22 protein-coding genes are annotated in these 22,352 nt (G+C 52.6%); 6 read left to right on the top strand and 16 right to left on the bottom strand.

From position 1 onward, the window contains the following. The first annotated feature begins 83 nt into the window (after positions 1 to 83). Genes accB through aat form a run of 3 tightly spaced genes read left to right on the top strand, consistent with a single transcriptional unit; the run spans position 84 to position 2,630 of the window. Entirely contained in the window at positions 84 to 569 is a 486-nt protein-coding gene (accB, locus tag ACTG3Z_RS03365) for an acetyl-CoA carboxylase biotin carboxyl carrier protein (RefSeq protein WP_375267056.1), read from the top strand. A gap of 9 nt (positions 570 to 578) precedes the next feature. Next, positions 579 to 1,934, top strand: a complete 1,356-nt coding sequence (gene accC, locus ACTG3Z_RS03360; RefSeq protein ID WP_439141232.1) for an acetyl-CoA carboxylase biotin carboxylase subunit — start codon at positions 579 to 581, stop codon at positions 1,932 to 1,934. A 48-nt stretch (positions 1,935 to 1,982) separates the two neighbouring features. After that, positions 1,983 to 2,630, top strand: a complete 648-nt coding sequence (gene aat / locus ACTG3Z_RS03355; protein WP_439141231.1) for a leucyl/phenylalanyl-tRNA--protein transferase — start codon at positions 1,983 to 1,985, stop codon at positions 2,628 to 2,630. Here aat and ACTG3Z_RS03350 read toward each other — a convergent pair. The 6 genes from ACTG3Z_RS03350 to ACTG3Z_RS03325 all read right to left on the bottom strand — a co-directional run bounded on the left by ACTG3Z_RS03350 (position 2,594) and on the right by ACTG3Z_RS03325 (position 6,757). Continuing rightward, positions 2,594 to 2,959 (bottom strand): DUF2155 domain-containing protein, encoded by a 366-nt coding sequence (locus tag ACTG3Z_RS03350; RefSeq protein ID WP_439141230.1) that lies wholly within the window; start codon positions 2,957 to 2,959, stop codon positions 2,594 to 2,596. The genes aat and ACTG3Z_RS03350 overlap by 37 nt on opposite strands. After that, positions 2,956 to 3,402: an outer membrane lipid asymmetry maintenance protein MlaD gene (mlaD, locus tag ACTG3Z_RS03345; protein WP_439141228.1), complete on the bottom strand. Its 447-nt coding sequence runs from the start codon at positions 3,400 to 3,402 to the stop codon at positions 2,956 to 2,958. The genes ACTG3Z_RS03350 and mlaD overlap by 4 nt, the downstream gene beginning before the upstream one ends. 30 nt (positions 3,403 to 3,432) lie before the next feature. Next, positions 3,433 to 3,816, bottom strand: coding sequence for an NADH:ubiquinone oxidoreductase subunit NDUFA12 (locus ACTG3Z_RS03340; RefSeq protein WP_439141227.1), 384 nt, complete (start codon positions 3,814 to 3,816; stop codon positions 3,433 to 3,435). A gap of 118 nt (positions 3,817 to 3,934) precedes the next feature. Then, entirely contained in the window at positions 3,935 to 5,200 is a 1,266-nt protein-coding gene (gene clpX, locus ACTG3Z_RS03335) for an ATP-dependent Clp protease ATP-binding subunit ClpX (RefSeq protein ID WP_439141226.1), read from the bottom strand. 147 nt (positions 5,201 to 5,347) lie between these two features. After that, the gene (locus ACTG3Z_RS03330; protein WP_439141225.1) at positions 5,348 to 5,980 is read right to left on the bottom strand and encodes an ATP-dependent Clp protease proteolytic subunit; all 633 of its coding nucleotides are present in this window, start codon (positions 5,978 to 5,980) and stop codon (positions 5,348 to 5,350) included. Positions 5,981 to 6,163: 183 nt separating this feature from the next. Further along, positions 6,164 to 6,757, bottom strand: coding sequence for a riboflavin synthase (locus ACTG3Z_RS03325; protein WP_439141224.1), 594 nt, complete (start codon positions 6,755 to 6,757; stop codon positions 6,164 to 6,166). 120 nt (positions 6,758 to 6,877) lie between these two features. Here ACTG3Z_RS03325 and ACTG3Z_RS03320 point away from each other — a divergent pair, with 120 nt between their 5' ends. From ACTG3Z_RS03320 to ACTG3Z_RS03310, 3 genes are all read left to right on the top strand, one after another. Next, the gene (locus ACTG3Z_RS03320; protein ID WP_439141223.1) at positions 6,878 to 8,170 is read left to right on the top strand and encodes a capsule biosynthesis protein; all 1,293 of its coding nucleotides are present in this window, start codon (positions 6,878 to 6,880) and stop codon (positions 8,168 to 8,170) included. A gap of 160 nt (positions 8,171 to 8,330) precedes the next feature. Next, the gene (locus tag ACTG3Z_RS03315) at positions 8,331 to 9,449 is read left to right on the top strand and encodes a polysaccharide biosynthesis/export family protein (RefSeq protein ID WP_439141287.1); all 1,119 of its coding nucleotides are present in this window, start codon (positions 8,331 to 8,333) and stop codon (positions 9,447 to 9,449) included. A gap of 5 nt (positions 9,450 to 9,454) precedes the next feature. Beyond that, a complete protein-coding gene (locus ACTG3Z_RS03310) occupies positions 9,455 to 11,497 on the top strand; it encodes a capsular polysaccharide biosynthesis protein (RefSeq protein WP_439141222.1) in 2,043 nt (680 codons plus the stop codon). Here ACTG3Z_RS03310 and ribD read toward each other — a convergent pair. The 10 genes from ribD to ACTG3Z_RS03260 form a co-directional block, all read right to left on the bottom strand. After that, positions 11,494 to 12,594 carry a bifunctional diaminohydroxyphosphoribosylaminopyrimidine deaminase/5-amino-6-(5-phosphoribosylamino)uracil reductase RibD gene (gene ribD / locus ACTG3Z_RS03305; protein WP_439141221.1) on the bottom strand — a complete coding sequence of 367 codons (1,101 nt, stop codon included), beginning with the start codon at positions 12,592 to 12,594 and terminating at the stop codon, positions 11,494 to 11,496. The two genes, ACTG3Z_RS03310 and ribD, sit on opposite strands and share 4 nt — an antisense overlap. After that, complete coding sequence (gene nrdR, locus ACTG3Z_RS03300; protein WP_040778035.1) at positions 12,591 to 13,058, bottom strand: transcriptional regulator NrdR; 468 nt, start codon at positions 13,056 to 13,058, stop codon at positions 12,591 to 12,593. The genes ribD and nrdR overlap by 4 nt, the downstream gene beginning before the upstream one ends. Before the next feature lie 146 nt (positions 13,059 to 13,204). Next, positions 13,205 to 13,735 carry an SRPBCC family protein gene (locus ACTG3Z_RS03295; RefSeq protein ID WP_439141219.1) on the bottom strand — a complete coding sequence of 177 codons (531 nt, stop codon included), beginning with the start codon at positions 13,733 to 13,735 and terminating at the stop codon, positions 13,205 to 13,207. 80 nt (positions 13,736 to 13,815) lie between these two features. Further along, entirely contained in the window at positions 13,816 to 14,088 is a 273-nt protein-coding gene (locus ACTG3Z_RS03290; RefSeq protein ID WP_439141218.1) for an HlyU family transcriptional regulator, read from the bottom strand. A 9-nt stretch (positions 14,089 to 14,097) separates the two neighbouring features. Beyond that, complete coding sequence (rpoD, locus tag ACTG3Z_RS03285) at positions 14,098 to 16,080, bottom strand: RNA polymerase sigma factor RpoD (protein ID WP_439141217.1); 1,983 nt, start codon at positions 16,078 to 16,080, stop codon at positions 14,098 to 14,100. Between the two features lie 163 nt (positions 16,081 to 16,243). Beyond that, complete coding sequence (dnaG, locus tag ACTG3Z_RS03280; RefSeq protein WP_439141216.1) at positions 16,244 to 18,199, bottom strand: DNA primase; 1,956 nt, start codon at positions 18,197 to 18,199, stop codon at positions 16,244 to 16,246. Positions 18,200 to 18,235: 36 nt separating this feature from the next. Further along, entirely contained in the window at positions 18,236 to 18,553 is a 318-nt protein-coding gene (locus tag ACTG3Z_RS03275) for a hypothetical protein (protein WP_375266893.1), read from the bottom strand. Between the two features lie 52 nt (positions 18,554 to 18,605). Beyond that, positions 18,606 to 19,139 (bottom strand): sarcosine oxidase subunit gamma, encoded by a 534-nt coding sequence (locus tag ACTG3Z_RS03270; RefSeq protein WP_439141215.1) that lies wholly within the window; start codon positions 19,137 to 19,139, stop codon positions 18,606 to 18,608. Continuing rightward, positions 19,132 to 22,062, bottom strand: coding sequence for a sarcosine oxidase subunit alpha family protein (locus ACTG3Z_RS03265; protein ID WP_439141213.1), 2,931 nt, complete (start codon positions 22,060 to 22,062; stop codon positions 19,132 to 19,134). Before ACTG3Z_RS03265 ends, ACTG3Z_RS03270 begins: the two co-directional genes overlap by 8 nt. Then, the gene (locus ACTG3Z_RS03260; RefSeq protein WP_439141212.1) at positions 22,059 to 22,331 is read right to left on the bottom strand and encodes a sarcosine oxidase subunit delta; all 273 of its coding nucleotides are present in this window, start codon (positions 22,329 to 22,331) and stop codon (positions 22,059 to 22,061) included. Before ACTG3Z_RS03260 ends, ACTG3Z_RS03265 begins: the two co-directional genes overlap by 4 nt. Positions 22,332 to 22,352 lie beyond the last annotated feature (21 nt).

The raw sequence follows: 22,352 nt of genomic DNA, 5'->3' as shown, positions 1-22,352 counted from the left end.
AACTATAACGTCTTGCCCTATAACAAACGCCAGTCGCGCTTCGCAGAAAGCGCAAATACAGCCCAGGGACATTGAGGGATAGCATGACAAACAAATCAAACGATGCCGATGTTGCATTCATCCAAGCGCTTGCAGAACTTTTGCGCGAGAATGATTTGACAGAATTGCAAGTCAAACGCGCCTACGCAGAAGATGATAGCATTAACGTCCGTGTTAGCCGTACATCGCAACAGATGATTGCGGCCCCTGCTCCCGTTGCTGCGGCTCCTGCAGCTGTCGCCGCCGCACCAGTCGCAGCGGCTCCAGCGCCTGCGAGCGATGATCCCTCAAGCCATCCCGGCGCAGTTACGTCGCCAATGGTCGGCACAGTTTACATGCAAGCTGAACCCGGCTCCCCCGCATTTGTGAGCGTTGGAGCGCAGGTTTCAGAAGGTGACACCTTGCTTATTGTCGAAGCCATGAAAACTATGAACCATATTCCAGCACCGCGCGCAGGCAAAGTGACACGGATTATGGTCGAGGATGGCTCAACAGTTGAGTTCGGCGCTCCTTTGGTCATCATCGAATAAGGCTCAGATATGTTTGACAAAATTCTTGTCGCTAACCGCGGCGAAATCGCGCTTCGGGTTATTCGTGCCTGCCGCGAAATGGGCATTGGTTCTATCGCTGTACATTCAACCGCCGATGCGGATGCAATGCATGTTCGCATGGCTGATGAATCCGTTTGCATTGGCCCACCGGCCGGAACTGATAGCTATTTGTCCATCCCAGCAATCATTTCAGCCTGCGAAATAACAGGCGCACAAGCGATCCACCCCGGCTACGGATTTCTGTCTGAAAATGCGAATTTCGTACAGATTATTGAAGATCATAACCTGACATTCATTGGACCCACAGCAGAGCATATCCGCACAATGGGTGATAAGATCACAGCAAAGGACACGATGAAAGCGCTTGGCGTGCCATGCGTTCCCGGGTCTGATGGTGGTGTCGCGACGCTCGACGATGCAAAGCGCATTGGCGATGAAATCGGCTATCCAGTCATCATCAAAGCCACTGCCGGCGGTGGCGGGCGCGGCATGAAAGTTGCACAAACAGCTGATGACATGGAAAGCGCGTTCATGACCGCGCGCGCCGAGGGAAAGTCGAATTTCGGCAATGACGAAGTTTATATCGAAAAGTACCTGACCACCCCGCGCCACATCGAAATTCAGGTGTTCGGCGACGGCAAAGGACGTGCGGTTCACTTGGGTGAACGAGATTGTTCTTTGCAGCGTCGTCATCAGAAAGTTTTTGAGGAAGCCCCAGGTCCGTCCATCAGTGCCGAAGAACGCGCACGCATTGGTAAAACCTGCGCAGATGCTGTTGCCAAAATTAACTATATCGGCGCTGGCACAATCGAGTTCCTTTATGAAAACGGGGAGTTCTATTTCATTGAGATGAACACGCGTTTGCAGGTCGAGCACCCAGTGACAGAAGGTATCTTTGGTGTAGACCTTGTGCGCGAGCAAATTCTTGTTGCGGCAGGCCATGAAATGTCGTTCGAGCAGGACGATCTAGAAATCAATGGTCACGCAATTGAGGTTCGGATCAACGCAGAAAAGCTGCCGAATTTCTCTCCCTGCCCTGGCAAAATTACCCAATATCATGCACCTGGTGGACTTGGTGTACGAATGGATAGCGCACTTTATGATGGCTATTCTATTCCGCCCTACTACGACAGCCTGATTGGAAAACTCATAGTTCACGGGCGCGACAGACCAGAAGCGCTAGCGCGTTTGCACCGTGCCCTGGGTGAGCTCATTGTAGATGGCATCGATACAACCATTCCGTTGTTTCATGCGCTCTTGCAGGAAAAAGACGTGCTGACTGGGGAGTATAACATCCACTGGTTAGAGCATTGGCTCGAGACAAATCTTAACGCTGACGCTTAATTTTAGCTAAGCCCTTCACCTCGCATGACATTGGAGTAAACTGTCGTCATGCGAGATGATACTCCAGTTTTAACGCCACAAATGCTGCTGCATGCCTATCAGGCGGGTATTTTCCCTATGGCGGAGTCGCGTGACGATCCAGAACTCTTCTGGGTCGATCCACGGCAACGGGGCATCATTCCTCTAGATCAATTCCATATTTCCCGCTCTCTAGCGCGACATATGCGTTCGGCGAATTGGACGATCCGTGCGAATAGTGATTTCGACGCGGTTGTTGCCGCCTGTGCAGAGCGCAAAGATACATGGATCAGTCACGATATTGCGAGGCTTTACAGTCTCTTACACGAGATGTCTCATGCCCATTCGATGGAGATTTGGGAAGACGACGAGCTTGTGGGTGGCGTTTACGGCGTCACTACAGGGACCGCGTTTTTCGGTGAAAGCATGTTCTCAAAACGAAGAGATGCGTCCAAAACAGCGCTCGCGTTTCTAACAACGCATCTTTTGCGATGTGGGTTTACCCTGTTTGACACTCAATTCTTGACGGAGCATCTCTCAACCCTTGGAGCAATCGAAATTTCGCGTTCTCAATATCACGCTTTGCTACACGATGCGCTACAGGACGTCGCAGATTTTGATGCGCATCCCCTGCCCAGCCTTCAAGACGTTTTACAGCGCAGAACCCAGACGTCATAGCGTGAGTGCTCCATAGCGTTCAATGCAGGCGAAGATGCGATCATCCAGCCCCCAAAAACCGGCTGCGCTGTTTGTGTCTCAACAACGTCAATATAGGCAAACGCGTCATTGGCCGGCGCGCCTTCTGGAAAGCGACAAGACCGCAAAGAAATAGTCAACATGCCAAGTTCCATCGAACTGCCACTTGCCAACTCGTAGTTGGAGCTTTGCCCACTGACTTTATCCAGGACACGCAACTGCGCCCCAGTGCCGGAAGACACCTGCTGCTGCGCCAATGATGCTGACGCCGATGCAGCTAAGATTATCAAAACGCTAAGGAATTTGATCATTCACCCGACCCTGACACAAACTTTAGCAAGAGCGACACAAGGCTAACCGCGCTTTGCGTGTCTTCAATCTCAGAAGATGGATCATACATAAATGGAGATCCACCTGGAACGATCTCGACAAAATTCCCGCCAAGCAGGCCTTCAGATGCGATTGTAATCGCGCTGTCATCAGGGATTTCGATACCGTCTTTGATACTGATAATTGTATCCGCGCGATACGTTTCAGCGTTTAGCGTCACCGAGTTCACAGAGCCGATCTTGACACCGGCCAAGCGTACATCCGTGCCAACGCTCACGCCCTCCAAAGATCGAAAGCTGGCTGTAAGGGGGTAACTACCAGCGCTGGAACTGACGCCGGTGATCTGCGCCGCATAGAGCAAAAAACCAATCGCGGTGGCCATCACAAGCCCACCGACCATTACTTCGGTTTTGTTCTGCGTCATATTTTGTCCCCCACTACCCGCGAATTGGAATTATTCGGGGACCCAAGCCTCGTAATCACTACGATCCGCGGGCTTCGCTTGACGAATAGAACCAGCAGGCGCATAGGCCGCCACAGTACCGGTCAGGTTTTCCTGATGCGGCTTTTGCCATGATTTGTGAACCAATGGTTTATCGCTTGGTGTTTCATCCCAAGTGTGATGTAGCCAGCCATGCCAATCTGGACTGATTTTGCTTGCTTCAATCTCACCGTTGAAAATCACCCAGCGCTTTGATTTCTCGCGATTTTTATAGAAAACGTTGCCTTGGTCATCTTCGCCAACGCGTACACCTTTGCGCCATGTGAACAATTGTGTGTTCAACGTTTGGCCATTCCACCACGTGAGAACACGTAAAATTTTGCTACCGATGCCCATGGATCACTCCGCTCATGTTTATTCAGATATGCCTCATCAAAGCGCAAAGGTCTAGAGAGACCGCAACGCAAAAAGGCAGGCATTTCGCCTGCCTTTGCTACAATTCTGTGATCAAGCGTTAACCCGCAGAAGCGGGCTCTTTTTCCGATTCACCGTGTATCATCAAAGGCTGCGCATCAGACGTTACCGCCTCCTCGTTTACAACCACCTCTGTCACAGTATCCATGCCTGGCAGGTCAAACATCGTATCCAGAAGAATTTCTTCCAAGATCGAGCGCAGACCACGTGCACCCGTTTTACGCTCGATAGCGCGCTTAGCGATTGAGCTGAGAGCATCTTCGGTAAATGTAAGCTGTGTGCTCTCAAGTTCGAACAGGCGTTGGTATTGCTTGACCAAAGCGTTTTTCGGCTGTGTTAGGATGGTAACAAGCGCGTCCTCATCCAAATCTTCAAGCGTTGCCAAAACAGGCAGACGACCCACAAATTCAGGGATCAGGCCAAACTTCAACAGATCTTCCGGCTCGAGTTCATTGAAAATCTCACCGATTCCACGGTCATCATTATCACGTACATCGGCCCCAAAGCCCATCGCAGAGCCTTTGCCGCGCGCGGCGATAATCTTGTCTAGGCCCGCAAATGCGCCACCACAGATGAACAGGATATTTGTTGTATCCACTTGCAGGAATTCTTGCTGCGGATGCTTGCGGCCGCCCTGCGGAGGTACAGAAGCAACTGTGCCTTCCATAAGCTTCAAGAGCGCTTGCTGAACCCCCTCTCCAGACACGTCACGCGTGATGGATGGGTTTTCGGATTTGCGCGTGATCTTGTCGACTTCGTCGATGTAGACGATGCCGCGCTGCGCTTTTTCGACGTTATATTCAGACGCCTGAAGCAGCTTCAGGATAATGTTTTCAACGTCTTCGCCAACGTATCCCGCTTCGGTCAGCGTTGTCGCATCGGCCATCGTGAATGGTACATCTAGGATACGGGCCAAAGTCTGAGCAAGCAGTGTTTTACCACAGCCCGTCGGACCCATCAGCAAAATATTGGACTTCGCCAATTCAATTTCACCGTTTTTCTGGGCGTGGTTCAGACGTTTGTAATGGTTGTGAACCGCAACGGAAAGCACACGCTTCGCTGTCGCCTGACCAATTACATAGTCATCCAAAACCTGACAAATGTCTTTCGGCGTTGGCACCCCTTCAGAGCTTTTCAAGCCTGCGCTTTTCGTCTCTTCGCGAATGATGTCCATGCAAAGCTCAACGCATTCATCGCAAATGAAAACAGTCGGACCAGCAATAAGTTTACGCACTTCGTGCTGACTTTTACCGCAAAAGCTACAGTAGAGCGTGTTTTTGCTATCGCTGCTGGAGTTGCTCGCCATGGATCACCTTTCGGGCGATTTGCCCTTAAATTTCGTAAATACGACGACGTCTGTCGTATCCTTTTGACAGTAGTTTATGGGAGCCAGCCCAAAGCCACAATCGCAAATATGAACGCGCTGACATGACTGTCAACGCGCTCGTTTTGTTTAGCTCTCGTCTTCGCCAGTTTTTGGGCGTGTTTCGAGAATTTCGTCAATCAAACCGAAGTCCTTTGCCTCCTCTGGAGACATGAAGTTGTCACGCTCCAGCGCCGCTTCAACCTTCTTCAAGGTCTGGCCAGTATGGGTGACGTAGATCTCGTTCAAGCGCGTCTTTAGCTTCTGGGTTTCTTGCGCATGGATCATAATGTCCGTCGCTTGGCCCTGATAGCCACCAGAGGGCTGGTGCACCATCACGCGCGAGTTCGGCAGCGAAAAGCGCATGTCTTTTTCACCAGCCGTCAACAAAAGCGAACCCATCGACGCCGCTTGTCCAATCACAAGTGTCGACACTTTGGGGCGAATGTATTGCATCGTATCGTAGATCGACAGACCAGATGTCACAACGCCGCCTGGGCTGTTGATGTACATTGAAATCTCTTTGGACGGATTTTCCGCCTCAAGGTGCAAAAGCTGCGCCACTATCAAGCTCGACATACCGTCATGGACAGGCCCGTTAAGAAAGATAATGCGCTCTTTCAACAGACGCGAGAAGATGTCGTATGCGCGCTCACCACGGCTGGTTTGCTCAACCACCATAGGAACCAACGTGTTCATGTATGTATCAATAGGATCGTTCATATCTCGCCTGCCTGCTGCTGCTATCTCATGCTTACCACACGAAGCACTAACAGAGTCTTAGTGCTCACCCCTAGGGGCTGCAAGGGGGGCGCGCAAACTGCGTTTCACCGTACGGTACTCAACTTCATTGAAGCGTCGAAAAACGCACAACAAAAACTTGAAAATACGATGGTAAAAAAGTGATTAGGCCCAGTCCTGTAAACGCGCGACGTAGCGTGCCAGCGTATCGATCTCTAGGTTAACTGCGTCCCCTACTTTGGCGTCACCCCAAGTCGTTGCCGTTTTGGTGTGCGGAATAAAGTTAATTCCAAAGTCCGTGCCGCTCACTTCGTTCACAGTCAACGACGTACCATTGAGCGCCACTGACCCTTTAGGGGCCACGAACTTCGCAAGACTTTCAGGCGCTCGCAATGTTACACGTGTGCTATCACCTTCATCTTGCATCGCTATAATCTCTGCGACGCCATCTACATGTCCAGACACGATATGACCGCCAAGCTCGTCTCCGACCTTTAAAGCGCGCTCTAGGTTCAAACGACGACCAACCGGCCATTTGTTCGCGCCAATGTTTGTTTTGCTGACCGATTCCGCACTTATTTCAACATCAAACCAGTCGCTTCCCAACTCAATCACAGTCAAACAGACACCATCACAAGCAATCGAAGCGCCGATATCTATGCCGCTAGTCACATAAGACGTCGCGATCCGTGCCCGCAAATCCCCGCGCATTTCGGTCTCGCGCACTTCACCAATATCCGTGATGATCCCTGTAAACATGTGCCCTGGTTCCTCTAAAATGTGACGCTTTAAGATGGGGAAACTTTAGGAAAACTATGCCTTAATTTCTCCAAACAAGCAGTCTATGTCTGTTAACAAATAACGAGTAAACCGAATGATATGAGCACCGCAACGGCGAAAAAACCTGTTTTCCTATTTCTGCAAGGCCCTCACGGGCCATTCTTTCACCGTCTGGGGCGCATGCTTCAGCGCGCCGGTGCAGGTGTTTGGCGTGTCGGCTTTAATGCTGGCGATCGTGCTTTTTGGTTTCAGCCCTCCACATACATCCCATTTCGCGGCGCTTTGCTAGAATGGGAAGACACGTTTGACGCCCTGGTCGAAGACAAAGGTGTTACAGATATTGTGCTTTATGGCGACACCCGTCCTGTCCACGCCAAAGCCGTAGCACGTGCCAACGCGCTTGGTTTGCGCGTGCATGTGTTTGAAGAAGGGTACATGCGTCCCTTTTGGGTCACCTACGAACGCGGCGGCTCTAACGGAAATTCGCGTTTGATGAACACAACGGTACCAGACATGCAGATCGCGCTCGAACGCTCTGATATGGAAGCGCCTATGCCCCCGAGCCATTGGGGCGACATGCGCCAGCACGTCTTTTACGGTGCGCTATATCATTGGTTCGTGATGTTTCGAAACGGCGATTATCGCAACTTTCGCACTCACCGCGATATCCCTGTCATCAAAGAATTCGGTCTATACCTAAAGCGCTTGCTGCTTATGCCACTGCAAAGCATTGAACGTCGCATTGCAACTTGGCGTATTAGAAATGGCGGCTTTCCTTTTCATCTCGCGCTGTTGCAGCTTGAACATGATAGTTCGTTTCAGATGCACTCCCCTTTTGAGACAATGACAGATTTCCTCGAGTTGGTGGTCCGTGATTTTGCCAAGGGCGCGCCGCAGCATCACCACTTGGTGTTTAAAGCACACCCACTCGAAGATGGTCGCGTGCCTGTTCGTAAGTCTCTAAAAGAAATGGCCGCACGCTATGGCGTGAGCAAGCGCGTGCACTACGTACGCGGCGGCAAACTCGCACGGCTGCTCAATGATGCACGCACAGCGGTGACTGTAAACTCCACCGCAGGTCAACAGGTCCTGTGGCGTGGTATTCCGCTCAAAACCTTTGGTAAAGCTGTCTATTCCAAGCCAGAATTTGTCTCTGATCAGTCCCTTGTCCAATTCTTTGAGGCTGCAGAGCGCCCTGACAACCGCGCTTACAAAGACTATCGCCGTTATCTTTTGGAAACCAGCCAAGTCCCCGGCGGTTTTTATTCAACGCGCGGACGTCGCCAATTACTACGCCACGTTGTTGATATGATGCTCTCGTCTGAGGATCCATACGATGCACTTCGTTCTGGCACCGCGGCTCCAAGGCAACAGTTGCGGGTCGTGAATTAAACAACACTACCCCTAGCGGTAGCTTTTTATTCTGGATTCCAGTAAGTTTGAAAAAAAGACCGTGAGAGTCTGAGGCAGAGTAATAGGTCGAGGAGACCGAGCAGTGATATCCTTTACATCCAGATGGGCGAAATCCGCCTGCTTGCTGGCTGCTGTGGCGATGGTATCGTCATGTGGTTTGCCGCGTGTAGGACCCAATAAAAAAGAAATCTTTGAAGGCTCTGTGCAACGCTCTGGCGATGCATTTGTGGTTTCGGTCAATGATCGCGTCACGCGCGCCACATCTGTTGTGCCAAGCTTGGGCTTCTCCGCATCATTCCAAAACGCTGGCGAAATCGGTTCTGATACGATCCGCCCAGGTGACACACTTGGACTGACGATCTGGGAAAACGTGGACGATGGCTTGCTTGCGGGCGAAACATCCAATTCCACCCTGCTCGAAGAAGTACAGGTTGATGGTGCTGGGTTTATATTTGTCCCCTACGCAGGTCGTATCCGGGCCGCTGGCAATTCGCCTGAAGCGATCCGCCGCACAATCACCCGCAAGCTGGAAGAGCAGACGCCAGACCCCCAAGTCCAAGTCCGTCGCCTCGCGGGTGATGGCGCGACTGTATCGCTGGTTGGTGCAATTGGCGGGCAAGGTGTGTATCCAATTGAACGCCCGACGCGCACATTATCCGCTATGCTTGCACGCGCGGGTGGTATCGCGATTGAGCCAGAGATTGCCCAGATCACCGTGATCCGTGGCAACCAAAAGGGCAAAATCTGGTTCCAAGATCTCTACAACGACCCACGCATGGACATTGCTCTGCGCGGCGGTGATCGCATCCTTGTTGAACAGGACACGCGTTCTTTCACGGCCCTTGGTGCAACAGGTGCGCAAAGCCGCATCGTGTTTGAAAGCCAAACACTTTCAGCCGTGGAAGCGCTTGCGCAAGTCGGCGGCTTGGTCAGTACATCTTCCGACCCGACCGGCGTGTTTATTTTCCGCAATGAGCCTGCAGAACTCGCAAACCGTGTTCTTGGGCGAAATGATCTCGTTGGCGCGCAGCGTTTTGTCTACGTGCTCGACCTCACCCGCCCGAACGGCATGTTTGAAGCGCGTGACTTTGTGATCCGTGATGAAGACACAGTCTATGTCACAGAAGCGCCATTCACACAGTGGAGCAAAGCGATTGCAGCTGTCACAGGTTCGCTCACAGCCGTGGGTAGCCTGAGCACAACAGCGACCACACTTGGTGTTGGTGGAGCTGCAGCGACAGCTGGCACTGGCGGCTAACCCCAATGCGGGCCAAGCCCTTGAAAACCGCCGTCGACGCACAAACGCGTCGGCGGCTTTTTATCTACAACGGTGGCTTTCTTAAAGACCGACGCGTGCGCCGCATCCTTTCGCTTACGGGATACGATATTTCGTTGGGCTTACCAAAGAGCGGCGATGAGATCGGTGTTTGGGGCCACAGCCCCACGGCTCATCGTGGCGAAGCGCTTGCCAAAAAACGCGCAGCACCAATTGTGCGGATCGAGGATGCGTTTCTTCGCTCTGTCCTCCCCGGTCGGAGCGGCACCTCGCCAATTGGTCTGACAATTGATCACAAAGGCATGCACTACGATCCGACACAGCCGTCAGAGCTGGAAGAGTTGCTCGCGACACATGCGTTAGATGATACCAATCTGTTGAACCGCGCACGCGCGTGCATTGCTCGCCTGCATGAAGCGCATTTAACCAAGTATACCGGATTTGACCCCACAACACCCTGCCCCGAGCCGGGCTATGTCCTTGTTCTGGATCAGACTTTGAATGATGCTTCAGTACTTAAAAGCAATGCAGATCGCGCCACATTTCTTGAGATGTTGGTGTTCGCACAAGAAGAGCATCCGGGCAAAAGGGTTCTGATCAAAACCCATCCAGACACGCTTGCAGGCCATCGTGAGGGGTATTTCATCCCCAGTGACGTCAATCAAAACGTTAAGTTCTTTACCGATGCAGTGTCGCCTTGGGCCCTAATGGAAGGGGCCGCCGCAGTTTATACGGTGTCATCACAACTAGGGTTTGAAGCAATCTTTGCAGGTCACAAACCACGTGTGTTCGGCCAGCCTTTCTACGCGGGCTGGGGCCTTACAAATGACGAAAGACCCGTCCCAAGACGTCAACGCAAACTCACCCGCGCGCAACTTTTTGCAGCGGCGATGATCCTCTATCCCAAATGGTATGATCCCTATCGCGACGAACTATGCACGCTAGAGACAGTGATCGATGCGCTTGAAGCAAAATCACGCGCTTGGCGTGAAGATCACAAAGGTTGGGTGGCAAGTGGCGTCAAGCTCTGGAAACGAAAGCCTTTTCATCAAGTCTTCGGTCACATCACCCCGCTGCGCTATGAGGATGATCCAACAAAGCTTTCCAATGCGATTACTCATGGTCGTCGTCATATGGTCTGGGCTAGCGCCAAAAATACCCCCATTACCAATCAAACAGTGCGGGTTGAAGATGGCTTCCTACGATCCAAAGGTCTCGGCGCAGATCTGATTGCACCGCTTTCTTTAGTGCTCGATGATCTGGGGATTTACTACGATCCCACGCGCTCCAGCCGCCTAGAAGAACTGATCCGCGTGCGCGCCTTGCTTAGGCCAGATCAAAAAGAACGTTCAGAGCGGCTCATAACAGCGCTCAAAACCGCAAAACTTAGCAAATATAATGTGGGTCAGACAGAGCTGGCGGATCTGCCTGTGGGCCCACGAATTCTAGTGCCCGGTCAGGTCGAAGACGACGCATCAATCCTTACAGGCACCAAAGCGATCAGCACAAATCTGGAACTTTTAAGCGCTGCGCGCAGTGCGCATCCAGACGCTATAATCCTCTATAAGCCGCATCCCGATGTTGAAGCCGGTTTGCGCAAAGGAAGCATTTCAGACGACGATCTGAGCACTCTTTGCGATGTTGTATTGCACAAAACAGATCCCATCACGGCGATTGAAGCCGTGGATGAAGTTTGGACAATGACATCTCTGCTGGGCTTTGAAGCGCTGTTGCGAGACAAAAAAGTGACCTGTCTAGGCACCCCCTTTTACGCAGGTTGGGGGCTGACAACGGATCTCGGTGCTGTGGCCGCAAGACGTAGTTTGCAAATCAGTTTGGAAAGCTTGGTCCATGCAACACTGATCGATTACCCGCGTTATTTTGATCCCATATCAAAACTCGCTTGCCCTGTGGAAGTTGTGCTGGAGCGACTTGCGACGGATACACTGCCAAAACCCGGACCGTTCAATCGTATCACCGCAAAACTGCAAGGTGTCTTTGCAGGCTACGCTCATATTTGGCGTCGCTAGAGCTGCCCGCGCTCCCAAATATGTTCGATATCAACGCCAAGTTTGCGATGTGAGACCAGCTTGAGTCGCGCAACATGAGCAAGGATGTCCTGCGCCATTGGTGCAACCCCTGCTCGACCATCACCACCGATCACAACACCGGCCGTATGGATAACAAGCCGATCTACGAGATCCGCTTGCAACAAACTTGCCGCCAGTGACCCGCCCCCTTCGCAAAAGATCCGTGTGAGCCCGTGTGACCCTAGAGTTTGCAACATACTGTTCGGATCAAGACCAGCGTCATTGCTCTCACACGCGATCAACTTCGCCCCTAAAGTACGCCACTCAGCTTGTTGTTCAACAGGTGCAGATGCGCCATGACACAGCCACACAGGAATATCAGACGCCGTTCGCGCAAGCGTGCCGTCGCGCGGGATATTCAAACCTTGCGCTGCAACAATGCGTGTTGGTTGCTGCGAGACCCCCAAACCACGGACCGTCAAGGATGGATCATCTGCGCGTGCAGTCCCTGCCCCGACCAAAACGGCGTCATGCCGTGCACGCATCATATGTACTGCGCGGCGCGCGATAGCGCCTGTGATCCATTGACTGTCACCCGTGCGCGTCGCAATCCGCCCATCAAGGGTCAAAGCAAGCTTCAGCGTCAAAAACGGGCGACCGGTTTCCGTGCGTAGAAAAAAGCCTGCGTTTAGCTCTGCTGCCTCTTGAGCACAAAGACCAGTCTCGACCATGATCCCTGCCGCGCGCAAGTGTTCGAACCCACGCCCCGAAACGCGCTTGTCACTATCCTGCATCGCAACAACAACACGCGCGATGCCCGCTTTGATCAGCGCCTCACTACAAGGCGGAGTTTGCCCATAATGTGCACAAGGTTCGAGCGTGACATACGCGGTCGCACCCTTTGCGCGCTCACCCGCTTGAGCCAAAGCAACAGTCTCTGCATGAGGACGACCACTTGGCTGCGTCCAACCGCGACCAACAATCCGTCCATCACTTACAAGTACACAACCCACGGCCGGGTTAGGCCAAGTCACGCCAAGGCCCCGCCGCGCAAGCGACAGGGCCATTTTCATGTAAGCTTGGTCGCTTAACTTCACTCTTCCGGTGTTACGTCTGGACGCAACTCAGAAACGAATTTGTCAAAATCGTCGGCGGCTTGGAAGTTTTTATAAACACTCGCAAAACGCACGTAAGCCACCGTGTCAATCCGCGCGAGCGCCTCCATCACGATCTCACCGATTTGTTTGGAGTTGATGTCTGTTTCGCCCATGCTCTCCAAACGGCGCACAATGCCCGAGATCATCTGATCCATCCGCTCTGGCTCAACTGGACGCTTCTGCAAAGCAATCCGAATGGAGCGTTCTAGCTTGTCGCGATCAAAATCTTCACGACGACCGTTTGACTTGATCACAACCAAGTCGCGCAGTTGCACGCGTTCGTATGTTGTAAATCGCCCACCACAAGCCGGACAAAACCGCCGACGCCTGATAGATACGTGATCCTCAGCAGGACGTGAGTCCTTCACCTGAGTGTCTATATTTCCGCAAAATGGGCAGCGCATGGCCGTCCCCCTATAACTGTCTCTGCCTCTGGCTGTGGGTTTGCCCCACTTATCCACAGGCTTTATAGGTCTCCCGCTAGGATTTGGGTAGAGTGTATTTCGAGACCCTGCATATAGTGTGGCAGCTGGGACTCACGCGAAAGCATTTATCCATTCGCCTCGATCATCGCTTTGAGACTCTCAAGACCCTTTTCGTAGTCCGCGCCAACCATACGATCCATCAAAAGCCCCATGTAACGCCCCACAGGGCTAGCGCCCATATCAGTCTCTAAACTCCAAGTCACATTCGTTTTTTCGCCAACATCATTAAAAGTAAACGCGGCAATCGCCGCTCCTCTAGCGCCGAAATCAAGCTCTGAAACAACCTTTTCGTTTTCGACCATTTCGATAATTTCTTGCGCGCCACTCCCGACGTTGGGATGATCAGAGTTCCAAACGAGCTTCGCGCCAACGCCAGCTTCAGGACCCGAATAATCAAGTTTGATGTCAGGATCGCTCCCCAACCATGGCGACCAGTCTGCCGTTGATTTCAGCCCATTGAGCTGAGCAAAAACAACCGAAATTGGCGCATCAATCTCAATAGATCGTTCTACTTTGACCTGTCGCGGAAATACGAAGGACACACATGCCAAGACTACAATAAGTGCAATCAAAATCGTTAGAATGCGTTTTAACATGCGTATAAGGCGCTCCCGTTTTCCGAAAGAAAAGCAACGATGGAATGCCTTCGTCAAGCAGCGCTAGTGACGCCGACCCCCTAAAACAGGCGCTCGCCCATCTGATCGATCATCTGTTTCGCCTTGCCAATCGCGGCTTCTCGGCATTGCTCGACGTCGCCGATTGTGTCTGCACGGATGAGACGATGTGTTTTCAACTCGCCCGCAACTTCCTTCTCAATGACCGCGCAAAGACGATACCCTTGCGCTTCTTTCATAGGTTCGGGCGTAATACGAAACCCCAGATATTCGACCGAAGTCTCTTTTGGAGTTTCGCTAGATTTAGAACCGAACAAACGCGACAGTAGCGACATTTAAGCCTCCTACTGATCGAGGAAGCTGCGCAACTTGCGAGAGCGGCTTGGGTGCTTGAGTTTACGCAGTGCCTTCGCTTCGATCTGACGAATACGTTCGCGCGTCACGCTAAACTGCTGACCCACTTCCTCAAGCGTATGATCGGTGTTCATGCCGATGCCAAAACGCATACGCAAAACACGCTCTTCCCGTGGTGTCAGGGATGAAAGAACCCGCGTCGTCGTTTCTTTCAGGTTTTCCTGAATGGCACTATCAAGCGGCAGAACAGCGTTTTTATCCTCGATGAAATCACCGAGCTGGCTGTCTTCTTCATCACCAATCGGTGTTTCCAAAGAGATCGGCTCTTTCGCGATTTTCATCACTTTGCGCACTTTTTCCAAAGGCATTTGCAGCTTTGCCGCCAATTCCTCTGGCGTAGGCTCGCGACCAATTTCGTGCAGCATCTGACGCCCAGTCCGCACAAGCTTGTTGATCGTTTCGATCATGTGCACAGGAATACGAATTGTGCGCGCCTGATCAGCAATCGAGCGTGTGATCGCCTGACGGATCCACCATGTGGCGTAGGTCGAGAACTTGTAGCCACGGCGATACTCAAATTTATCAACCGCTTTCATCAAGCCAATGTTGCCTTCCTGAATAAGATCAAGGAATTGGAGGCCACGGTTCGTGTACTTCTTAGCAATCGAAATAACCAAACGCAGGTTCGCTTCGACCATTTCTTTCTTGGCCTGACGCGCTTCTTTTTCGCCCTTCTGAACCTGCTGCACGATGCGGCGGAATTCAGAAATATCAAGACCAACATACTGACCGACTTGCGCCATGTCACCGCGAAGCTCTTCAACTTTGTCGGTCGAACGCTCGATGAACATCTGCCAACCACGGCCAGATTTTTCACCCATCTCGTCAAGCCAATTCGGGTCAAGTTCACGACCACGATAAGCATCGACAAATTCACGACGGTTGATACGTGCTTGGTCCGCAAGTTTTACGATAGAACTATCAATGCTCATGACGCGGCGATTGATGCCGTAAAGCTGGTCGATCAAAGCTTCGATACGGTTGTTGTGCAGGTGTAATTCATTGACCAACAAAACAATTTCAGAACGCAACTTTTGATAACCATCTTCTTCACTAGAAGAGAAACTGTCGTCTTCATTTAAAGTCGCAGAAATACGGCTGTCTTGCATTGCAGACAACTTTTCGTAATCGCCTGCAATCACATCCAACGCTTCAAGCACTTGCGGCTTTAGCGCGGCTTCCATCGCAGCAAGCGACATGTTCGCCTGCTCGTCTTCATCATCGTCGTCGTCATCGGATGCAATCGGGTTACCGTCTGCATCAAGCTCCGTGCCGCCCTCTGCCTTTGGGGCCGTTGCAGAATTTGCTGCAGTTGGCACAACAGGCGTTGTTTCTTCCTCGCCCATTTGATCGCCGAATGTCGCTTCAAGGTCGATCACATCGCGCAGCAAAATGTCCTCAGACAGAAGTTCGTCGCGCCAGATTGTGATCGCTTGGAAGGTCAAAGGGCTTTCGCAAAGCCCTGCAATCATCGTGTTGCGACCTGCTTCAATGCGCTTCGCAATGGCGATTTCGCCCTCTCGCGAGAGCAGCTCAACAGAACCCATTTCACGCAAGTACATGCGGACGGGGTCATCTGTGCGATCTAGTTTTTCTGAGGTACCCGCAGAGACGGCAACATCTTTGTTCGTGCCAGCAGCGACAAGGTCCGTTGTTCCCTTGTCTTCTTCTTCGGCATCTTCATCTTCTTCGGTGACTTGGATACCCATTTCAGACAGCATCGACATCACGTCTTCGATCTGATCGGAGCTCACCTGATCTGGTGGTAGAACAGCATTAAGCTGATCATATGTGATGTAGCCGCGCTCTCGCGCATCGGCGATCATCTTTTTAACAGCAGTTTGGCTCATATCGAGCGTATGTGCCGTTTCCTGATCGTCAGATTTACGGTCGTCATTGTCCTTGGCGGCCATGCAGATGCTCCCTTTTGAGGCGTTAACCTCGAATTGCGGCGACTGTGTCGTTTGGGTCTTCAGGCGAATGGCTGATTCGCTTGAAACGAATCATAGTACTCTGAAGTGATTCGAAAACCCGTCTACCCTGATTTCTTTACCTATTCCTCACCAAAATGCCAATTCATGGCACTTTGGGAACATTCAATTTTCCCAAAAGCGCGTCAAAAGCGCTTTTTTCGTCCCGACTGATTCGCGCGCCGTTTGGCGCGGTGTCATATTCGGCCTTGTCTTCATGCTCGCTACGCATCGCGAGGTTGCGCGCTTGTGCAGCCTGTCCCAAACGCCAAGTGACACTTTCATCGGCGAGCCCCACAAGGTCTTCTGCCGCTTCAGCAACTTCAGCACTTAACCCTTGCTCCGCTTCCAACTTGGCGAGTTCTTCAGAAATGGTCATCAACGCCATCTCCGTATCGCCCGGCTTTCGCACACAGGGAGTGATAGCGACATGGCCTGCGTTGAGCAGCTTTTCAAGGTTTTCAAACCCGCGCGCGTCGATAATCTTTTCACGCAACGCGTCTGCACCCAAATCCGCATGGCTCAAAACCAGCCCAAGCAATTCGTTATGCTCTTGAGTGCTCAGGTTTAGCTCTTCCAGCTGCCCTTCAAATTCTGAAACAACACTCGGTGTGCAAATCAAGCTTGCAATGATCACTGCCTCACGCATCTGGCGCTGGGTATCTTCCCCGGCCCCTGCAAGAAGCGAGGCTTTTGTATCAGCCGTCGCTTTGGTTGGCGCTTTTTGACGCCAATCCCCTTTCTTCCAGTTGTTCTGCTTAAAGCCCCCCCCCGCGCCAGAGCGGAACAACTGCCAGCGCATGTCTTTGATCGCTTGCCCGTAATGCGAGCGAATAGATGGATCGCGGATCAGCATGATCTTCTCTCTCAACGCCTTGTCGAGCGCCGCTTTGCGTTCAGGGCTGTCAAAATTTCGGCCCTCGGTCTCTCTGTCCCAAAGCAACTGGACCATAGGCATCGCTGCATCCAACACATTTTTCACAGCATCTGGCCCGCTGGCGCGAATCAAATCATCGGGGTCCTTGCCATCTGGCATAAGCGCAAATCGCAGGCTCTTGCCCGCCTCAAGAAGCGGCAGCGCCAAATCAATCAAACGTTGGGCCGCACGCAGACCTGCTTTGTCACCATCCAGCGCGATGATCGGCTCGTCCGAAATGCGCCACAATAGATGCAACTGATTGTCCGTAATGGCGGTACCAAGGGGGGCAACACAGGCCCCAAAACCGCCCTCCACCAAGGCTATGACATCCATATACCCTTCTGCGACGATCAAGGGTGCGCCTTTTCCAGCGGCCTCGCGTGCGGGGCCGTGATTATAGAGGCTGCGGCCTTTATCAAACAAAAGCGTTTCTGGAGAGTTAAGATATTTCGCGTTGTCATTAGGGTCCATGGCGCGCCCGCCAAAGGCCGTGCAGCGCCCTCTTGCATCGCGAATGGGAAACATGATGCGATTGCGAAACGTATCATACGGCTTGCCACCCTTGCTGGATGGCTTGCCAAGTCCAGCCGCAAGTATCTTCTCAGGCGAAACACCTTTGCCGATCAAATGATCCCAAAGACCCTGCCATGCGTCCGGCGCAAAACCGATCTCAAACCGATCCTGCGCAGCACCAACCAAGCCTCGCCGCTCTAAATAGCCTCGCGCATCAGCACCACCGCCCGTGCGAAGTTGCAACCGGAAAAACTGCACCGCTTGCTCCATCACCTCCGCGAGTTCTGTGCGCTCATCCGCTTTTTGCTGCGCTTGTGGGTCGCGTTTGGGAACTTCTAGACCAGCTTCCCCTGCGAGAATTTCAATTGCCTCCATGAAACCCACATTCTCGGTCTCACGCACAAATGAAATCGCGTCGCCTTTGGCCTGACACCCAAAGCAATAATAAAAGCCTTTGCGATCATCGACATGAAAAGACGCCGATTTTTCTTGGTGAAACGGGCAAGGTGCCCACATATCACCCTTACCCTGATTGGACTTTCGTGAATCCCACATGACTTTTCTGCCCACAACCTGTGACAGGCTGAGACGTGTGCGAAGTTCATCAAGGAAACCGGGGGGCAGACTCATTGGGCTAGTATCCGTCGCGCGAGGATCAGAGTCCAGTTAGCCTGTGTAGCCTTTGCACTGCTCTGAAAATGCTGTTTCGACATCCGCCGACAACTGCTCTTTCGTCAGGCCATAAACGAATGCACTTAAATAGGGCATCATCTGCAAATGTGTGACCTGATCATCGTCATATTGCGCGGCAACCATCAAACGCGCCTCTTCTTCAGAGCTGCCATCAATACGCAAATCCGCCATTTGCTGACTTGCATAGGCCAGCTCTTCGCAGAATTTATCTTTCTTTGATTTCGCAGCAGCTGGCAAAGCAGCAAAGGTCGCAATGACGGTCAAGGTGACCAAGCGCTTGAAAGGACTCATAACAAATCTCCCGTTCTCTTGCGTCAGTATGTAAGTCACCCGTGCGCGAAAGTCACCCGCGCGCGTCCAAAAGGTCCATCGCGCGCGAAATTTCGTGCACCATTGTCCCCGCCATCGAGCGAAATGACATAAGGCGAAATGCTTCTTTACCCACACGCGTAATGTGCAACGGCATATGACCAAGCTTGGATCGCAGAACGTTGCCCTGCTTGAACGTAGATGCACGCAGATCAACAGGAACAAGCCGCGCCAACACCGCTTCGCTTTTGCTTCCCTTTATTTCAAGAGCACACCAAGCATCGCTCTGGTTTGTGATTGCAGCTTTGCCCATCACAGCGTCAGTTGGATCAAACCCAATCGCTAGAAATTGGCCTTGGCTAAACCAAACCAACTCCTTGCCTGCTTTTGCAACAGAACCACCGACCTTTGGCAATTTTATGCCCAGCGCAGCTTCTACACCCTCGGCCTGAGCAGCAAACGGAGCAATTGATATAACCTGCTCCAGCACAATCTCATTGAGGGTTACGCCACTTCTAGACGTCGGCAAAAGGCCCTCAGCGGGGGTTGTTGCTATCAATTCAACCACGTGTCTTGCCTCCTTCTGGATCATGGAACACAGGCCCACAGACCTCACACAGGGTTTCAATTCCACGCATATGATCCACCAATTTCACCGTCTCTCCATGTCGTGCACGCCCATTTTTGAGAAAGCCAAGCCCGAGAAAGCTTTGCTCGGTCGGGGAAAAACCGACAGACGTCACATAGCCTTGGGAATTGATGCGGTTCACTTCAGCCTCTGCTTCAAACAGATGCGCACCCGCGGTAAGTTGTTTTACAGCCCCTACAGGTTTTAACCCAACAAGCTGTTCTCGCTCGGGTCCATTCACGCCAGGTCGCGCCGCCATTGTTTGCCCGATGCAATTCTTTTTCGCGGACACCATACGCTCCATGCCAATATCAAAGGCCGTCACACGCCCATGAATCTCTGCATGCGTGATGAAGCCTTTTTCGATCCGCAACACATTCAGCGCTTCCATGCCGTACAGTCCACCGCCCAATGCAGTCGCTTGTTCGTTCAAAACATCAAACAAGGCAGCACCATAACGCGCAGGTACAGCAATCTCGTAGGCATGCTCACCTGAAAAAGAAATACGGAATAAACGCCCCTTCACATCGCCAATGGAGACATCACCACAGGCCATGAACGGAAAGCTATCATCATCAACCGTTTGATCCAGAAGTCCATCAAGCAATTCACGCGATTTAGGCCCCGCAACAGCAAACTGCGCCCACTGTTCGGTCACCGAAATCATCGATACGTCTAAATCCGGACGCAAACATTGATGCACATATTCCAAGTGGCGCATCACATTGCCTGCCGCAGCCGTCGTTGTGGTCATCACGTAGTGCGTATCGGACAAACGCGCAGTGGTTCCATCATCCATCACTGTGCCATCTTCGCGCAGCATAAGGCCATAGCGCACCCGCCCCGGCTTTAGCGTGCTAAACGTGTTGGTATAGACAAAATCTAAAAAGGCCGCAGCATCCGGCCCTTGCACGTCAATCTTGCCAAGGGTGCTGACATCGCAAATGCCGACACTTTCGCGCACCATATTCACTTCGCGATCACAGGACTGACGCCAATGCGTCTCTCCCTCAATCGGGAAATAGCTGGGCCGATACCACATGCCTGCCTCGATCATTGGCGCGCCCAGCGCCACCGTTCTTTTATGCGATGTGATCATGCGTTCCGGTGCAAAGCCCTTGCCTTCAGCCCCCGCCCCCATCGCTGCAATCGGCACAGGAGTATAGGGTGGGCGGAACGTTGTTGTCCCAGTCTCAGGAATGCCACGCCCCGTCACATCTGCAAGAATGGCAAGAGCTGCGACGTTGGAATTTTTGCCTTGGTCCGTCGCCATCCCTTGTGTCGTGTAGCGCTTCATGTGCTCGACTGAACGGAAATTCTCCTGCGCGGCTTGTTTGACATCCTTCACAGTCACATCGTTCTGAAAATCGAGCCACGCACGACCCGTTCCACCAACCGCCCAAAGTGGCGTCATCCGCGTCGGTGCATCTTCTGCCGCTGGCAAATCAGCCGCAGTTGCACGCTTACCAAGCGCTTTCAGTGTTTCTAACGCAGCCGCCTGTCCCTCGCGCAACGCGCCATCTGTCGAAAATGTTCCATTACAGGCCCCCGCAGTCAGCATGCCGGGGATCATTCCCTCTCTGGGTACAAAGCTTGCGATATCAGCGCGCCACTCAGGCCGCCCATTCATGTGACACGTCATATGTACCGACGGGTTCCACCCCCCAGACATTGCTAAACAATCAGTTGCAATTTTCTCTGTACCGCTCTGCGTGCGTACCGTCACAGCTTCAAGCCCCTTGCGCCCAGCGCTCCCACAGACTTGCGCACCTGTGAAAATGGGGAAATCACCCGTCGGCGTGACGTCCCAACGACTGTCAATAAGTGCAGCCACATGAACGCCCGCATTTTGCAGATCATGCGCCGTGCGATGCGCGTCATCATTATTGCCAAACACCACCACATCACGTCCCGGCGCAACTCCCCAACGATTAAGGTATGCGCGCACAGCACTCGCCGTCATGATCCCAGGGCGATCGTTGTTTTGGAATGCGACAGGCCGCTCAAGCGCGCCTGCTGTCAAAATCGAACGCTTCGCGACAATCCGCCAGAAACATGCACGCGGTGCTTTGCTGCCTTTGGGCAGGTGCCCATTCACCCGCTCAAGCGCACCATAAGTGCCTTGGTCATAAACGCCTGTCACAGTTGTGCGGCTCATGATGCGCACGTTATCCATGCTCTCAAGCTCAGCAACCGCTCCAGCAGCCCATTCATGCCCAGCGCGTGCGTCTACTTCATAGGTTTCGCTCAACAAACGCCCACCGGCTTGCCTGTCCTCATCCGCAAGGATCACATCCACCCCTGCGCGCCCGGCCTCCAAGGCAGCCATCAGACCAGCTGGCCCGGCACCTATGATCAGAACATCGCAAAACGCATATGCCTTCTCATACTCTGCGTCATTGGATGTGCCACTTAACCCACCAAGACCAGCAGCACGCCGTATCACGGGTTCATAGAGCTTTTCCCAAAATGCGCGCGGCCACATGAATGTCTTGTAATAGAAACCTGCACTCAAGAACGGGGCTGCAAAATCGTTGACGGCCAATGCATCAAAGCCAAGTGAAGGCCACGCATTTTGCGAGCGTACAACTAACCCTTCATAAATCTCCTGCACACTTGCACGCACATTCGGCTCTACATCACTTCCACGGTACACACTGATCAAAGCGTTGGGCTCTTCGCTCCCTGCTGTCAGTACCCCCCTTGGGCGATGATACTTGAAAGAGCGCCCCATAAGCCGCTGATCATTTGCCAACAAAGCTGACGCGACAGTATCTCCAGCGAACCCTTGATAGCGGTTTCCGTCAAATGTGAAATTTATGCGCTGCGTGCGATCGATCAGACCCTTGTGATCAACTCTCATGACATCGCTCGCTTTACGTCTGCGGCCAAGGCGGTCTCTAGAACCTCATGGCTTACCGTGTTGCGCGTAACGACAATCCACGCGGCACAGCCCGCTTCGTGCAGCCACAGATCGCGCGTCACACCCGCTGGATTATCGCGATTGTGGACATAGTCATCCCAAGCCGCCTCTCCAGCTTCTGGATCGGGACGCGCCAAAGCAACCGCATCGCCCATATAATAGAACTCTCGAAGATCCCGCTCTCCGCACACCGGACAAGTCAGACGCATGTCATCCCCTTTAGCGCTTTG

It is taken from the genome of Planktotalea sp. (assembly GCF_965659345.1).
In the GTDB taxonomy this organism is placed as follows: domain Bacteria; phylum Pseudomonadota; class Alphaproteobacteria; order Rhodobacterales; family Rhodobacteraceae; genus Planktotalea.
Note: the sequence above shows the minus strand (reverse complement) of the source record. Positions and strands in the feature narration are given on the sequence as shown.

Bases quoted from the DNA above. Each gene is read 5' to 3' on its own strand.
- accB (WP_375267056.1), top strand. From the start codon at position 84: ATGACAAACAAATCAAACGATGCCGATGTTGCATTCATCCAAGCGCTT.
- accC (WP_439141232.1), top strand. From the start codon at position 579: ATGTTTGACAAAATTCTTGTCGCTAACCGCGGCGAAATCGCGCTTCGG.
- aat (WP_439141231.1), top strand. From the start codon at position 1,983: ATGCGAGATGATACTCCAGTTTTAACGCCACAAATGCTGCTGCATGCC.
- ACTG3Z_RS03350 (WP_439141230.1), bottom strand. From the start codon at position 2,959: ATGATCAAATTCCTTAGCGTTTTGATAATCTTAGCTGCATCGGCGTCA.
- mlaD (WP_439141228.1), bottom strand. From the start codon at position 3,402: ATGACGCAGAACAAAACCGAAGTAATGGTCGGTGGGCTTGTGATGGCC.
- ACTG3Z_RS03340 (WP_439141227.1), bottom strand. From the start codon at position 3,816: ATGGGCATCGGTAGCAAAATTTTACGTGTTCTCACGTGGTGGAATGGC.
- clpX (WP_439141226.1), bottom strand. From the start codon at position 5,200: ATGGCGAGCAACTCCAGCAGCGATAGCAAAAACACGCTCTACTGTAGC.
- ACTG3Z_RS03330 (WP_439141225.1), bottom strand. From the start codon at position 5,980: ATGAACGATCCTATTGATACATACATGAACACGTTGGTTCCTATGGTG.
- ACTG3Z_RS03325 (WP_439141224.1), bottom strand. From the start codon at position 6,757: ATGTTTACAGGGATCATCACGGATATTGGTGAAGTGCGCGAGACCGAA.
- ACTG3Z_RS03320 (WP_439141223.1), top strand. From the start codon at position 6,878: ATGAGCACCGCAACGGCGAAAAAACCTGTTTTCCTATTTCTGCAAGGC.
- ACTG3Z_RS03315 (WP_439141287.1), top strand. From the start codon at position 8,331: ATGGTATCGTCATGTGGTTTGCCGCGTGTAGGACCCAATAAAAAAGAA.
- ACTG3Z_RS03310 (WP_439141222.1), top strand. From the start codon at position 9,455: ATGCGGGCCAAGCCCTTGAAAACCGCCGTCGACGCACAAACGCGTCGG.
- nrdR (WP_040778035.1), bottom strand. From the start codon at position 13,058: ATGCGCTGCCCATTTTGCGGAAATATAGACACTCAGGTGAAGGACTCA.
- ACTG3Z_RS03295 (WP_439141219.1), bottom strand. From the start codon at position 13,735: ATGTTAAAACGCATTCTAACGATTTTGATTGCACTTATTGTAGTCTTG.
- ACTG3Z_RS03290 (WP_439141218.1), bottom strand. From the start codon at position 14,088: ATGTCGCTACTGTCGCGTTTGTTCGGTTCTAAATCTAGCGAAACTCCA.
- rpoD (WP_439141217.1), bottom strand. From the start codon at position 16,080: ATGGCCGCCAAGGACAATGACGACCGTAAATCTGACGATCAGGAAACG.
- dnaG (WP_439141216.1), bottom strand. From the start codon at position 18,199: ATGAGTCTGCCCCCCGGTTTCCTTGATGAACTTCGCACACGTCTCAGC.
- ACTG3Z_RS03275 (WP_375266893.1), bottom strand. From the start codon at position 18,553: ATGAGTCCTTTCAAGCGCTTGGTCACCTTGACCGTCATTGCGACCTTT.
- ACTG3Z_RS03265 (WP_439141213.1), bottom strand. From the start codon at position 22,062: ATGAGAGTTGATCACAAGGGTCTGATCGATCGCACGCAGCGCATAAAT.
- ACTG3Z_RS03260 (WP_439141212.1), bottom strand. From the start codon at position 22,331: ATGCGTCTGACTTGTCCGGTGTGCGGAGAGCGGGATCTTCGAGAGTTC.